Raw genomic sequence first — 14,568 nt, 5'->3', positions numbered from 1 at the left:
AGTTTATTTTCAGTTTCTTAATTCAGTTCGAAGTAATTGAGGTTGACATTTCCTGTTTCGAAGTACAATCTCAATTTGTTTTCGCCTTTGTTAATATTCACATTATCAATAGAAACTGTTTTCCAAATCCCTTTTCCTGTTGGCGGCAATTTTATTTTTCCAAGATCATCGCCACTTTCGGTTTTAATGGTTAATTCAGAATCCTGAGCTGAGTCATTGTTATACCTAATGCTGAGTTTGTACTTTCTTGCCTGAGCACTTTTCACAGTATATTGCAGCCACTCGCCTTTTTCGGTTTTTCCGACGTAATATTTGTTGGTGATTTTGTCTTTGCAAAGATAAATATCAACGCCATCATTCCTCATTTTGTTCCCTGAATTCCATTCTGTACGATTGCCGGTTGATACCCAGACATTCTGGAAATCATTATCAGAATAAGCACTTCCGAATCTTCCCAAATCATATTCGGTTGCAAAGATTCTACCTGGAACGGCGTGGTTTTTATAAGGTTTTGTAGCTTCATCGTTTACCTGACGGAACATTGCATCTATCACATCTTTTTTGACTTCAACATTTTCCATTTTGTAATTATCAGCAATCTTCATCAAGGTTTTTTTAGCGAATACCTTTGTAGGTTTTTGTCCGCCATTCTTCCAATAGTTCAGTAATTTTTGATAATCTGGAGTGATTTTCACATTGGTTACTCCGGCAATATTATCAATCTTCTTCATCGGCCAATAAGCATAACCGATGTTGTTTTTCAATAATAATTGATTGAGTTCTGTAAACCAAACATTGGAGTTTTCTCCCGTTTCTCCCAACCAAACCGGAACATTAAGTTTTTGTCTGAGATCTATAATATTCTGAATAGATTCTAGCGCATTGGTTGTCCAATATTTGTGAAAACTCAAGACCAAGTTGTCGTCCCAAAGTTTCGGCAAACCATTGTAATTATTTCCCCAACCATTACCCTCCAAAATAATGATATGGTTTTTATCAACTTCTCTTATCGCCTCAGAAATTTCTTTCTGTAGTTTCCAAAGTGGTATATTGGACGTTTCGTCTGTTCCGTTTGGATTCTTGCCGGTGAAGCCATAATTGGGCTCATTAATCATATCATAACCCGCAATCCATTCTTTGTCTTTATACCGTTCTGCCAGTTTTTTCCAAAGCGCAATTGTCTTTTTCTGATTTTCTTCGCTTTGCCAAAGATTAGGTTTGGTCTTGTCGTTATCAGAAATATTGGCGTCATTGCCTTGTCCGCCGGGAGCTGCGTGAAGGTCTAATATCAAATATATTTTATTGTCCTCACACCATTTCAAAAGATCATCGGTCATTTTGAAACCTTGCTCCAGCCAGGTATTTTCTCCTTTAACTTTTTCTTTTTCGATTGGTAGAGTATAAAGGTCATAATGCATCGGAAGTCTTATCGAATTGAATCCCCATTTTGCCAGGGAATCAATATCTTTTTTGGTAATTCCGTTTTTGAGATAGGCTTTGTAGAATTCATTTTTGCCATCTTCTCCAGCAACTTCTGCAATTTTTTCTTTGATTTTGAATTGAGGTCCTGCGAAGTCGTCGGTTTTCAACATATAACCTTCCTGGAGCATCCAACCTCCCAATCCTAAACCTTTCAGATAAACATTCTCACCTTTTGAATCCACTATTTTCTGACCTTTGGTCTTCAAAAATCCCTGAGCTGTCCCGAATTGAGACAATAAAAGTGCGAAAAAAAATACGAGTCTCTTCATAATTTTGATTTTGATAAAGATAATATTATTTTCTTAACGGAAAAGAAATTTGAAAAACTTTAAATTAGCAGTGGATTTAATTCAAAAATGATTGAAATTTAAACTACAAAAATCACAAAATACATTTACAAAGCTTTGTGACTTTTGTAGTTTTATTAAGTTTAAAATTTCATATTCTGAATTCGTACCGCGTTTAGAATTGCTAATAAAGCAACGCCAACATCAGCGAAAACCGCTTCCCACATATTGGCCAATCCGCCAGCACCTAAAATCAACACAATAATTTTAACGGCGAACGCCAAACCTATATTCTGATAAACGATTTTCTTGGTTGCTTTTCCAATTTGTATAGCGGTAGAAATCTTTGAAGGTTGGTCGGTTTGGATGACGACATCGGCAGTTTCAATCGCTGCATCAGAACCTAATCCACCCATTGCAATTCCGACATCACTTAAGGCTAAAACCGGCGCATCATTGATTCCGTCGCCTACGAAAGCTACAATTTCTTTAGGGTCTTTTTTGAGGTTTTCCAATTTCTCAACTTTCCCTTCCGGAAGTAAACTACCGAAAGCCGAATCTATTCCTAATTGTTTTGCGATGTTTTGAGTCAATGCATCTTTATCGCCGCTCAACATCATTGTTTTGACACCTGCATTTTTAAGTTGTTTGACTGCTAAATCTGCATCTTCTTTCACTTCATCAGAAATCAGTACGTAACCTTTATATTGATTATCAATCGCCACAACAACCGTTGTCTCTACAATTTGATCTAATTCTGAAGGATAATTGATATTGAAACTTTTCAGCAATTGTGTGTTTCCGGCAAGAATTTGTTTTTGATTGATGACAGCACTGATGCCTTTTCCAGAAATCTCTTCTACAGATTCAGGATTTTGGTTTGATGGATGAAATTGTGAAATCGCTTTTGCAATTGGATGCGTGGAATGACTTTCGACTGAAGATAATAATGTTAGAAATTCAGATTCAGGAATATCATTAGTCACGACTTTTTGAACCTTGAAAACACCTTTTGTCAGAGTTCCAGTTTTGTCCATCACAACGGTTGTGACGTTTGCAATCATATCAAGAAAATTAGAACCTTTGAAGAGAATTCCGTTTCGGGAAGCCGCTCCTATCCCACCGAAATATCCTAATGGAATTGAAATTACCAAAGCACAAGGACAAGAAATCACAAGGAAAACCAAACCTCGGTAAAGCCAATCTCTGAAAATATAATTATCGACAAAAAAGTAAGGAATGAAAGTAATTAATAAAGCTAAGACGAAAACAATCGGCGTATAAACTTTCGCAAATTTTCTAATGAACAATTCGGTTTTAGCTTTCCTCGAACTTGCTTCCTGAACCATTTCTAAGATTCTGACGATAGAACTATTTTCGAATAATTTGGTTGTTTCAACTTCAATCACTTGGTCGAGATTCAACATTCCTGCGAGAACGTTATCTGATTTTTTGATGGATGAAGGTTTGCTTTCGCCTGTCAAAGCTGATGTATCGAGACTTCCTTTTTCAGATATTAAAATCCCGTCCAAAGGCACTTTTTCTCCAACTTTAATTTGAATCTTTTCGCCAACTTTTACTTCATTCGGAGTAATTGTTTCCCATTTATTGTTTCGGAAAACTGTGGCTTCTTTTGGACGAACATCCAACAACGCTTTAATATTATTTTTGGCTTTGTTCACAGCGGACTCCTGGAACATTTCGCCAATCGTGTAAAACAGCATTACAGCAACACCTTCCGGAAATTCGCCGATTGCGAATGCACCGATTGTCGCGATTCCCATCAACGAAAACTCATTGAAGAAATCAAAACTTTTGGCAAGCTGAAACGCATCTTTGAAAACAGAAAAAGCCACCAAAACATAAGACACAAAATACCAGCTGAATCTTAACCAAACATTGTTTGTAAACCAATCGGCTTTAATCCAAAAATCTAATATCAATCCGGAAAAAAAGATAACCAAACTTATAATTAATCCAAGTTTGGAACTGCTGTGTGAATGGTCGTGATCGCTGTGGTCGTGACCTTCGTGGTTGTGTTCTTTTTTGGGTTTTGTACCGCAACATTCTTCCATATCGAATAATTTTTAACAAATGTAGTGGTAATGCAAATGCAATGCTATTGCAAACTTCATTGGCTATTAGCGATTGGCTCAAAATAAATAATGTGAGTCTTCGAGAGCCTCAGACTGACAAAAGTAAATGTTCTAATTATTGAATGTACTTTCGAGGCAATTTTCGCAAATGCCTTTGGCAAAAAGTTTTATTTCATCGATTCGGAAATTGGTTTTCATACTTTCAGGGAACGAGATGTCTTCTTTGCAGGTGGTTTGTTTGCAAATTTTACAGTAGAAATGCAGGTGCCAGTCTTTGTGCGTTTTTTCGTCGCAATCGTCTTGGCACAATTTGTACTTTGTCGTTGTATTTTCCTGAATGCTGTGGACAATTCCTTTTTCTTCGAAGGTTTTTAAGGTTCGGTAGATTGTAGTTCGGTCGGCATTTTCGAAGTGGTTTTCGATTTCGGATAAGGAAGTTGCGACTTGTTGGGAACTTAGAAAATCATACACCAGAATTCTCATACTTGTTGGTTTGGTGTTTTTGTAGATGAGTTTGTTTTCGATTTCTTTGTTCATAATGTATTATCTGATGATTTTAACGCAAAGTCCGCAAGGATTTTTTTGATAGTATTGAAAATATTTTTAAGGTTCGCAAGGGCGCTGACGCTCAGCGAAGAAATAAAGCGTAATTATTCTCTCAAATTGGGTGGATCTTGCAGATTTTTAAAATACAATTTTGTCTTTCTGGAGGAATCTAAACTTATTTATTATTATTAATGGTGTGTTGTGATTCCTACGGAATGACAAACTGTATGTTATATTCTAAACTTGCAAATTTTCACATTTTTGACAAATCATATTTTGATAACAAATCTTTAATCTTTGACAAAACCCATAGCCCCGATGGGAACGGCATCCTTTTTTATTTTTTTGGTGCTTCGCTTGATTTGGAAAACAAAACGTGAAAAAAAATAAGAAAGATATAGTGGACAGCGGGATTAAGCTCCTAATAATTGTTCTTATATAAATTCTATCAATCAAAGTTAAGGGAAATAAGTCGGAATTTTTGATGAATTAGCGGATAATAAATACCTTTGAAAAAAAATTGAAATGGGCGTAGCGGATTTGTTATTCAAAAGAAAAAAAGAACTGGCTGAAAAAAACCTGAGAAGTGGCCAGGATTATATGGTTGAAAACGGAAAAAGAGAAAGCGTGACGATTTTGCCAAGTGGTTTGCAATATGAAATTCTGGTGGAAACGGAAGGCCCAAAACCGACGGCGAAAAGTACGGTGAAATGCCATTATCACGGAACTACTATTACAAGCAAAGTTTTTGACAGCTCTGTAAAGCGCGGAAAACCAGCATCTTTTCCGTTGAACCGAGTGATAAAAGGTTGGACAGAAGGTTTACAATTGATGTCTGTTGGCAGTAAATTCAGGTTTACGATTCCGCCACATTTGGCTTATGGTGAACAGGAAGTGAGCAAAGAAATTGGCCCGAACAGTACATTGGTTTTTGATGTGGAACTATTGGAAATAAAGTAATGTTAAAAAAATTAAATTTAATTGACAGATTGCATTGCAGATATGAAAATTATTTTTATTTTTGCAACCTGTTAATCAACCTCTGACGAAGGACGTGAATGTTGCTTGGCTTGACAAAACAAATTTTTTATTACAAAAAATGGATTTAGTAAAATACGTACAAGATAAGTACATTACGAAAAAAGAATTCCCAGAATTCAAAGCCGGTGACACCATCACTGTGTATTACGAGATTAAAGAGGGTGCTAAAACAAGAACTCAGTTCTTCAAAGGTACTGTAATCCAATTGAGAGGAACTGGTCTTACTAAGACTTTCACTATCAGAAAAATGTCTGGTGATGTAGGTGTAGAGAGAGTTTTCCCAATCAACATGCCTGCACTTCAAAAAATTGAAGTTAACAGACAAGGTAAAGTTAGAAGAGCTAGAATCTACTACTTCAGAGACCTTAGAGGTAAAAAAGCAAGAATCAAAGATAAGTCTTACGGAGGTAAAAAATAATCCTGAGATTTTCTTCTTGAAATATAAAAGACCAGCAAATTTTGCTGGTCTTTTTGTTTATAAAAAAAGCTTACAACGAATTGTAAGCTTTTGAATTTTTATGAAATAACACCTAAATCCTTCCCTACTTTCTCGAATCCTGCAATTGCTTTGTCAAGATTTTCTCGGGAATGTGCTGCAGAAAGCTGAACTCGGATTCTGGCTTTACCTTTCGGAACCACCGGATAGAAGAATCCAATGACGTAAATCCCTTCTGAAACAAGTTTCTCAGCCATTTCCTGTGCTAATTTTGCGTCATACAACATCACCGGAACAATTGCTGCGTCGCCGTCTGGAATATCGAAACCTTTGGCTTTCATTTCTTTTCGGAAATATGCTGCGTTTTCCATTACTTTGTCTCTCAGCGAAGTATCGTTAGAAATCATATCCAAAACCTTGGAAGCTGCACCAACAATTCCTGGTGCTAATGAATTTGAAAATAAATAAGGACGAGAACGTTGTCTCAACATATCAATGATTTCTTTTTTTCCTGAAGTAAATCCGCCTAAAGCGCCACCCAAAGCTTTTCCTAGCGTAGAAGTTATGATATCAACTCTTCCAATCACATCGTTGGCTTCGTGCGTACCACGGCCTGTTTTTCCGATGAATCCGGTTGCGTGAGAGTCGTCTACCATTACCAAAGCGTCATATTTGTCTGCTAAGTCGCAAACGCCTTTTAGATCAGCAACAATTCCGTCCATCGAGAAAACGCCGTCTGTCACGATGATTTTGAAACGGTGATTTTTTTCGGAAGCGGCGATCAGTTGGGCTTCCAAATCTTCCATATTGTTGTTTTTGTAACGGTATCTTGCAGATTTACACAATCTTACACCATCAATAATTGAAGCGTGATTAAGTTCATCCGAAATAATTGCATCTTCATCTGAAAACAATGGTTCAAAAACACCGCCATTTGCATCAAAACAAGCTGCGTAAAGAATAGTATCTTCCATTCCTAAGAACTTGGAAATCTTTGCTTCCAAATCTTTGTGAATATCCTGAGTTCCGCAGATGAAACGAACTGATGACATCCCGTAACCGTGAGAATCGATTGCGTCTTTCGAAGCTTTCATCACTTCAGGATTGTTGGATAATCCAAGATAATTGTTGGCGCAAAAGTTCAGTAATCGCTTTCCAGCAACTTCTATCTCCGCACTTTGCTGGGAAGTGATGATTCTTTCTTTTTTGTAAAGACCGTCGTTTTCTATATTAGTTAACTCGTTTGTAATGTTTTCGAGGAATTTTTGTGATATCATTTTTATTGATTTTCGATTTTAACAAAAATAAAAAAAGCACTTCAATTGAGTGCTTTTTTTAACTTTTTTATGTTTTGAATTTCATGAAAGTTTAGTCCTTAATAATTTTCATTGATTGATTATTAAACTTAATAATATAAGTCCCTTTTACCAAAGTAGAAATATTGATTTCTGAATTAGGATGAACTGTTCCATGCTTAGTTAATTTCCCATCAATAGAAAAGATTTCATAATCTGCAGATTTTTCCAAGCCTGCTATTTTGATAAACGATTTCGCCGGATTTGGGTAGACATTTAGTTTTTCATTATTAATGTCATTTACAGCTAAGTTGTTGTCTCTAACCGTCGTTGAACCTTTCGTAACGATTTGGTTTTCATAATTAAAAGCTACGTTCGTGACTGTAAATCCTACATCCTGCGTAAAATACTGATTATTAGAAGTATGATCCAAAACAAAATAAGCTGTTTGGCCGCTTGATCCTGTTACTTTTATTGGAAGTGGCATTTCGAAAAAGCTGACCGTAGAACTGCTTCTGGTTTGACCAACACGGAAAATTATTTTATTATTAGTAGCATTTTGTGTCCATCTAATCTGATAACTTGGGTAACCTTCGCCATAGATCCAGTCTTTGAAAAACTCCGTAAAATCTCTTCCTGTGAAGGTGCTCAAAAAGTTTTGAAAGTCCGGTGTTTTCACATAATTATAGGCAAAAGCAGGATTATTTTGGTAAGCTTTCAGCATTGCATAAAACTGATCGTCACCAATAATCCACTTTATCATTCGAAGGGCGTAGCCACCTTTTGTATAAGTCAATCGTCCGTTAAAAATCCTATTGGAATTCAGATCGCTATCGGGAATATAGACACTACCTCCAGGCTCACTCGTAATATAATCCATTTCACCTGCCAGATAACTTTGGAATTGAGATGATGACATTAATTGTTTTTCAAAAATTACATACTCGCCCATAGTTGCAAACCCTTCGTTGAGCCAGATGTCGTTCCAAGCACCACAGGTTAGTTTGTCTCCAAACCATTGGTGGGCTAGCTCGTGCGCAATTAAATCCAAGGCGTAGTATCCCATAGACGTCATTGTAGCATGTTCCATTCCTCCACCCCAATTGAACTGCATGTGGCCATACTTTTCATTCCTGTAAGGATATAATCCAAAATTATCTTCAAAAGTCTGCATACAGTTTGTGGTCCAGTTTAGGTTAGCCTGAGTACTTGCATTTGCAGAAGACGGATAAACATAGTTTAGAAACGGAAAAGAACTTCCAGTAGTTGTAATTGTAGAGTTTAGTTTTGTATAATTAGATATTCCTAGTGCAAAAAGATAGGCAGGAATGGGATAATTTGTTTGCCAGTATGTTAACTTTTTTCCATTTTCTAAAATTGTTTCTGACATCAGTTTTCCGTTCGAACCTACAGTGTATTGCGAAGGTGTTGTAATTTTGATGTCCATTTTCTCTATTTTATCATTCATACTTTGTTTGGTTGGCCACCATTCTCTGGCTCCAAACGGTTCTGACAACGTTGCTAAAATAGGATCGCCGGCAGATGTAGAAGTTGCAATAAAAGCAGTTGTACTCGTATCAGGCGTTCCATTATATGTAATTGAAAGAGAATCTGTAGTCTGAGCAGTCAGAGCTGCAGGAAAATTAATCTTAATCTCGTCTGTACTTAGCTGTTGAAAAGTTAAGTTTTGTCCGTGATATTTCACATTAGAAACTGTGAGATTATCAGCTAGATCAAAATAAATATTACCGGAATTCTGCAGCATTTTGAAATGTGAAGTGACTGTTCCGGAAACATACTGCTGGTTGGGATCCAAATCCAGTTCTGCTCTCACATACACCAAATCATAATTCAGGGTATTGGGATTGACATTCACATCCAGTATAGATCTGGAAGCAGCTTTCCTTTCTGATTCTATTAACCCCTTCCTGTCAATATTATCAATTTGTCCGAAAACAGAACCAAATGTTAAACAAACAATTATTAAAGTATAAATATGTTTCATTTTATTCAAATATTTGATTCAAAGCTACAAAAAAACCCACAAGAAATTTGTGAGTTTAAAATTTTAACAGATTAGTTCTTTTTTACAAATCTAAAGTCGGATCCAGCAGCTCTTCCATTCTGGTTTTGACCTGAGCCACAGAACCAGAAAATTTATTAATTAACAAAGAAAATGCAAGTGTTCTGTTGCTTCTGGTTTTAATATATCCCGCCAGACATTTTACACCGTTCAAAGTTCCGGTTTTTGCAAAAATCTGTCCGTTGGAATTGACGAGAAACATGTGTTTCAGCGTTCCTGTTTGTCCTGCAATTGGCAAAGATTCCATATATTCCTTGTAGTAAGGTGTCTTCATCAAAGCTGTCAAAAATTTGACCTGCGAAATTGGTGTTACTGTATGTGCTTTGGAAAGTCCGCTTCCATCCATATAATTAAGGCCTGTTACATCAAAATCAATAGCCTTCAAATGATCCGTAACCACAATTCTACCAGCCTCTGTGGTTTGATCTCCCAGTTTCATAAAACCATTCGACTTCAAAATTGCTTCTGCATAGCCATTGTCACTTCTTTGATTGGTGTAATTCACGATTTCAGCTAAGGTTGGCGATTTGTAATTGTTGAGAATCTCTCTCGGTTCCGGATCTGTGTCCACGATTTTCGGCGTTACTTTTCCCACGATTGAAATCTTATTTTTAACCAAACCCTCTCTTAGCTTATTAGCCAAAAAAGCTGGAGGTTCTGCAACTTTCGTCGTCACCCAAGCACCATCAAATTGGTCTGCATAAACCATTTTATTGGAATAGGGTGAAACGTAAAAATATTTTTTAACCTGGTTGAAAGGATTATTGGACTGACTTACCAATAGCTTCTCATTTCTAGGATTGATGTCTTTCGTAGTGCCGGCTGGCAGATAATAATTTGGCTGCTCCAGCCAGACGATGTTCTGCGGAAGTTCCGTTTTGTTCTCTTTGAAGATTGCAGTTTGAATGATGATGTCGCCAGTGATTTTCTTAATTCCTTTTTCTTTGATCGATTCCAGATATTGTGTCACGATTTGTCCGTAACTAGCAGCTCCGCCTCTGTTTCCGCCCAAAGATGGGTCACCACTGCCAACGATGTAAAGATTTCCTGTCAAAACACCTTCCGCATCTATGCTTCCAGAATATTCCAATTGTGTATTCCATCTGAATTTGGTTCCAAGTAGCGCAAAAGCCGTTTCCGTCGTTAGCAATTTTGTGGTGGAGGCTGGAACCAGAGGTGCATTTTCATTATAAGATGTGACGATTTTCCCTGTTTTGGTATCGTAAACTACAAATCCCCAATTCGCATTTCTGAGAACAGGATCGGTAAACATTTTATTGATATTAAATTCGATTTGCTCTTTGGGAGACAACAACGCCTTTTCCGCAGTAATGTCTTTCACCAATGTCTGCTGATCCGAAATCTGAGGCAAAGCTCCCGCAGAAGTACCTTGTGCGAAAATAAATGAAGACAATCCTAAGCTTAAAATCGAAAAATAATTTCTGAATTTATTCATTCTCAAAAGAATTACATTTTTATTGAATTATTTCTAATTAAGTTTTTCAAGATCTTAATCTAATCTCAAAACGTAGTAAATTTAGAGAATATTGCCAAGGAAATTACGGCAAACCGTAATAAAAGAATCAAAATTTTGTTAATTATAGTTAAAAATCAACCAGAAAATCTCTCTTGATAGATTTGTAAGCCGTAATCTCATCAAATTCCTCCAAAGATTTTGCAAGCAGTTCCTTGTAAATCCTGTAGTTTTTATTTTTAGGGAACTTCAGTAAAATTTGATATTGATAAAGATTATTGATTCTTGCAATTGGCGATTTTTCGGGACCGAGAATGCATTCTTCCGGAATATATTTTCGTATAACCGAGCCTAGAAATTGGGAAGCTCTGTTCAATTTGTCTTCTTTCCTGTGTTTCAGCTCGATCATTATCAATTTCACAAATGGCGGATAGAGAAATTTCTTTCTTTCATCAAGGAAATAATTGTAAATTTCTTTAACATTCTGATTTTTAATTAATTCAAAAACCGAATGCGACGGATTGTAAGTCTGAATCAAGATTTTTCCTTCTCCCGAAACTCTTCCCGCTCTTCCCGCAACCTGAGTAATTAATTGATATGCTCTTTCTTCGGCACGAAAATCCTGAACGTGGATCAAAGAATCAGCTTTCGGAATTACGACCAATTCTATGTTTTCAAAATCCAAACCTTTGGAAATCATTTGTGTTCCGACAAGAATATCGGTTTCGCCATTTTCCAGTTTTTCGTAGAGTTTTTCGTACGCAAATTTCTTACGCATCGCATCCACATCCATTCTGTCAACTTCAGCGTCGGAAAATATATTTTTCGTTTCCTCTTCTATTTGTTCTACGCCAATTCCTCTCGTATTCAGATTGTTACCGTGACAGCTTGGGCAGAAAGTCGGTTTCGCTGCACGATGGCCGCAGTAATGGCATTTCAGTTCGTTCGCGGCTTTGTGATAAGTCATCACAACATCGCAATTGCTGCAATATGAAACGTGTCCGCAGGTTTCACATTCGATAACATTGGCATAACCACGGCGGTTGTGGAGAATAATGCTTTGTTTTTTATGCTCCAATTGAAAATTAATTTCATCCAGCATTTTCTGACTGAAATTCCCAACAATCTTCTTTTGATTCTGGGCTTCCTTAATATCGATAATTTCAAATTTCGGAACATCTACGTTTCCAAATCTTTCATTTAAAGGAACATAACGGATCTTATCTTTCATAGCAAGATCATAGCTTTCCAAAGATGGTGTTGCAGAACCGAGAATTACTTTTGAACTATAAAATTCTGCCAGCATCATTGCCGAATCTTTCGCATTGAAAAAGAAATTGGAATCTCGAGATTTGTAAGCAGAATCGTGTTCTTCGTCAACAATTATCAATCCTAAATTTTCAAATGGCAAAAACAGAGAATTCCGTGTTCCAATAAGGATTTGAAGTTCATTCTTTTTGATTTTCCGCCAGACTTCTACCCTTTCAAAATCAGTTAATTTGTTGTGATAAAATCCGAGTTTTTTGCCGTATTTTTTTTCAAGACGGATTGTTATTTGTTTTGTTAAAGCAATTTCCGGCAAAAGTAAAAGCACATTTTCATCTTCACTAATGCAATCTTCAATCTTCTCTAAATAGATATGCGTTTTTCCGGAAGAAGTAATTCCGTGAAGCAGAACGTTTTTATCTTCTTCAAAAGCCTTATTAATTTCTAAAACTGCAATCTTTTGATTTTCAGACAATTGTTCTATCTCTTCAATTTCTCCTTCGTAAGATTCTATTCTGTCTTTTTCGAGATAATATTCTTGAACAAGTTTTTTTTCAATCAGCGATTTTAGTTGAGAATTATTGAAATTTCCTTCATCAAAAATATCTGATTTCCGAATTGGTTTTTCAGGATTTTCAGTTTCTTTATCCAAAATCAGAAGAAATAATTCTTGCTGTTTTCTTGCATTTTTTAAACTTGAAATGATTTCTGCAAGATTATTTTTAATTTTTAACTCTTCATTATTAATTCGCAAATAAGCGATTTCTTTGGCTTTATATTTCTCTGTGATTTTTTCATCGACCGAAATATATCGTTCATCAATCAAAGCATTGATGGTTTTGATGATTTCTTTTTTCGGAATGAAGGCTTCAATCTCCTGAAGGTTCAACATTTGTCGAACTTCCAAAGCCTGGAGAAGATATGTTTCGTTGGCATCCAGATTTTGCCAATCTATTGTTCTTTCTGATAATAGTCGAACGTAAGTTTCACTTTCCAATTTTAGAGAAGACGGAAATGCAAAACGGTAGATTTCACCAAGATTGCAGAGATAATAGGAACTCATCCAATTCCAGAATTCCAATTGTTGTTTTGGAACGATTGGCTGACTGTCAAGCAAATTGATGATTTCTTTCGGAACAAAAGTTTCTTCGAAATCATCGAATAATTCGGCGACAATTCCTGTGTAGATTTTCTTTCCACCAAACGGAATCAAAACACGCATTCCTACTTCGATTCTGTCCATTAAATCTTCCGGAACTTTGTAAGTGAAAGTTCCTTTGAGATTGAGCGGAAGGATGATTTGGGCGAAGTTCAAGTGTTGTTATTTTTACCGCAAAGTGCGCAAAGATTTTTTGAAATTATTGAAAATATTTTAAGGTTCGCAAAGGCGTAAAACTAAGCAAAGAAGCAAATAGATTTAGTAACGAATATTAATCAATAATCATTTATGTTTTATCAATTATGACTTATAAACCGTATAACTCTGGAAAGCGTCTTCCAGACTTCCAAATTTCCCTTTGAACTCAGAAATTGGCGAATCCTGGATAATATTCCCCTGATGAATTAAAATTACTCTGGAACAAAGCGCTTCTACTTCCTGCATAATGTGCGTTGACAAAATCACGGTTTTTTCTTTTCCGATTTCTTTGATAACATTTCGGATTTCAACAATTTGATTGGGGTCTAGTCCGTTGGTTGGTTCGTCTAGGATTAATAAATCTGGTTCGTGGAGAATGGCTTGAGCGAGTCCGACACGTTGTTTGTAACCTTTGGAAAGTTGCGAAATTTGCTTGGATTTCTCTGGCGTGATTCCGACCAATTCTATCACTTCTTCTACTCTTTCTTTTTTAATGTTGTGCAGATTGGCGACAAATTGCAGATATTCTTTCACATACATCTCGTTGTAAAGCGGATTGTTCTCCGGCAGGAAACCGATTTTCTTTTTGGATTCGATTTCGTTTTCTGTGATTTTTTTGTCGTCGAAGAGGATTTCGCCTTCGTCTATTTTCAGGACGCCTGTTATGGATTTCATCAAGGTGGATTTTCCTGCGCCGTTTGGGCCCAGAAGTCCGATTATTTCATTATTGGAAATGCTTATATTGATATCGTTGAGCGCAATTTGCTCTCCGAATTTTTTTGTGAGTCCTGAAATTTTTAAAGACATTCTTTTTTGATTAAAAGATTAAAGAATTAAATGATTAAAAAATTAGATGATTCTTAATCTTTACAAAATTATGAAAAATTACTGTGTTTTTTTGAACACAAAGTCCGCAAAGATTTTTTTGAAATTATTGAAAACATTTTTAAGGCTCGCAAAGACGTAAAACTCATCAAAGAGATGTAATTCAAATATACAATTTGTCATTCCGTAGGAATCTCAAAAGTCCAGATTCCTACGGAATGACAATATTATTGATAAACTTTATATAATTTCAACGAATGATAAAAATGCTAATTGAGTTACAAATGGTCAAACTTTGCGAAGCGCGCCCCGACTTGATTTCTATGGACAAACCAAATTATTTTGGTAGTTTTTTTCATAATGTCTGCCCGAATTGATGA

General features: G+C 36.1%; 10 protein-coding genes. 2 read left to right on the top strand and 8 right to left on the bottom strand.

Features of this window, described 5'->3' with window-relative positions; genetic code table 11:
* Positions 1-17: 17 nt before the first annotated feature.
* The 3 genes from OPU68_RS09255 to OPU68_RS09245 all read right to left on the bottom strand — a co-directional run bounded on the left by OPU68_RS09255 (position 18) and on the right by OPU68_RS09245 (position 4,402).
* Positions 18-1,751, bottom strand: coding sequence for a cellulase family glycosylhydrolase (locus tag OPU68_RS09255; protein WP_498473698.1), 1,734 nt, complete (start codon positions 1,749-1,751; stop codon positions 18-20).
* Positions 1,752-1,912: 161 nt separating this feature from the next.
* Positions 1,913-3,844 carry a heavy metal translocating P-type ATPase gene (locus OPU68_RS09250; protein WP_498473697.1) on the bottom strand — a complete coding sequence of 644 codons (1,932 nt, stop codon included), beginning with the start codon at positions 3,842-3,844 and terminating at the stop codon, positions 1,913-1,915.
* 132 nt (positions 3,845-3,976) lie between these two features.
* Positions 3,977-4,402, bottom strand: coding sequence for a Fur family transcriptional regulator (locus OPU68_RS09245; RefSeq protein ID WP_498473696.1), 426 nt, complete (start codon positions 4,400-4,402; stop codon positions 3,977-3,979).
* A 534-nt stretch (positions 4,403-4,936) separates the two neighbouring features.
* On the opposite strand from OPU68_RS09245, the gene OPU68_RS09240 reads away from it, so the two are divergent.
* Positions 4,937-5,371 carry an FKBP-type peptidyl-prolyl cis-trans isomerase gene (locus OPU68_RS09240; RefSeq protein WP_074719289.1) on the top strand — a complete coding sequence of 145 codons (435 nt, stop codon included), beginning with the start codon at positions 4,937-4,939 and terminating at the stop codon, positions 5,369-5,371.
* 139 nt (positions 5,372-5,510) lie between these two features.
* On the top strand, positions 5,511-5,870 hold the full coding sequence (gene rplS, locus OPU68_RS09235) for a 50S ribosomal protein L19 (RefSeq protein ID WP_133943841.1): 360 nt from the start codon (positions 5,511-5,513) through the stop codon (positions 5,868-5,870).
* A 98-nt stretch (positions 5,871-5,968) separates the two neighbouring features.
* On the opposite strand, the gene kbl is transcribed toward rplS, so the two are convergent.
* The 5 genes from kbl to OPU68_RS09210 all read right to left on the bottom strand — a co-directional run bounded on the left by kbl (position 5,969) and on the right by OPU68_RS09210 (position 14,170).
* A complete protein-coding gene (gene kbl, locus OPU68_RS09230; RefSeq protein WP_498473695.1) occupies positions 5,969-7,165 on the bottom strand; it encodes a glycine C-acetyltransferase in 1,197 nt (398 codons plus the stop codon).
* Positions 7,166-7,256: 91 nt separating this feature from the next.
* Positions 7,257-9,188: a M1 family metallopeptidase gene (locus OPU68_RS09225; protein ID WP_498473694.1), complete on the bottom strand. Its 1,932-nt coding sequence runs from the start codon at positions 9,186-9,188 to the stop codon at positions 7,257-7,259.
* A gap of 82 nt (positions 9,189-9,270) precedes the next feature.
* Positions 9,271-10,722 carry a D-alanyl-D-alanine carboxypeptidase/D-alanyl-D-alanine endopeptidase gene (gene dacB / locus OPU68_RS09220; protein WP_498473693.1) on the bottom strand — a complete coding sequence of 484 codons (1,452 nt, stop codon included), beginning with the start codon at positions 10,720-10,722 and terminating at the stop codon, positions 9,271-9,273.
* 148 nt (positions 10,723-10,870) lie between these two features.
* Positions 10,871-13,321 (bottom strand): replication restart helicase PriA, encoded by a 2,451-nt coding sequence (gene priA, locus OPU68_RS09215; RefSeq protein WP_498473692.1) that lies wholly within the window; start codon positions 13,319-13,321, stop codon positions 10,871-10,873.
* A 144-nt stretch (positions 13,322-13,465) separates the two neighbouring features.
* A complete protein-coding gene (locus OPU68_RS09210; protein WP_498473691.1) occupies positions 13,466-14,170 on the bottom strand; it encodes an ABC transporter ATP-binding protein in 705 nt (234 codons plus the stop codon).
* Positions 14,171-14,568 lie beyond the last annotated feature (398 nt).

This window comes from Chryseobacterium sp. TB1-D10 (genome assembly GCF_059803555.1).
This window is presented reverse-complemented; position numbering and strand designations above follow the sequence as displayed.

Coding starts and splice junctions, on each gene's coding strand:
- OPU68_RS09255 (WP_498473698.1), bottom strand. CDS start 1,751: ATGAAGAGACTCGTATTTTTTTTCGCACTTTTATTGTCTCAATTCGGG.
- OPU68_RS09250 (WP_498473697.1), bottom strand. CDS start 3,844: ATGGAAGAATGTTGCGGTACAAAACCCAAAAAAGAACACAACCACGAA.
- OPU68_RS09245 (WP_498473696.1), bottom strand. CDS start 4,402: ATGAACAAAGAAATCGAAAACAAACTCATCTACAAAAACACCAAACCA.
- OPU68_RS09240 (WP_074719289.1), top strand. CDS start 4,937: ATGGGCGTAGCGGATTTGTTATTCAAAAGAAAAAAAGAACTGGCTGAA.
- rplS (WP_133943841.1), top strand. CDS start 5,511: ATGGATTTAGTAAAATACGTACAAGATAAGTACATTACGAAAAAAGAA.
- kbl (WP_498473695.1), bottom strand. CDS start 7,165: ATGATATCACAAAAATTCCTCGAAAACATTACAAACGAGTTAACTAAT.
- OPU68_RS09225 (WP_498473694.1), bottom strand. CDS start 9,188: ATGAAACATATTTATACTTTAATAATTGTTTGTTTAACATTTGGTTCT.
- dacB (WP_498473693.1), bottom strand. CDS start 10,722: ATGAATAAATTCAGAAATTATTTTTCGATTTTAAGCTTAGGATTGTCT.
- OPU68_RS09210 (WP_498473691.1), bottom strand. CDS start 14,170: ATGTCTTTAAAAATTTCAGGACTCACAAAAAAATTCGGAGAGCAAATT.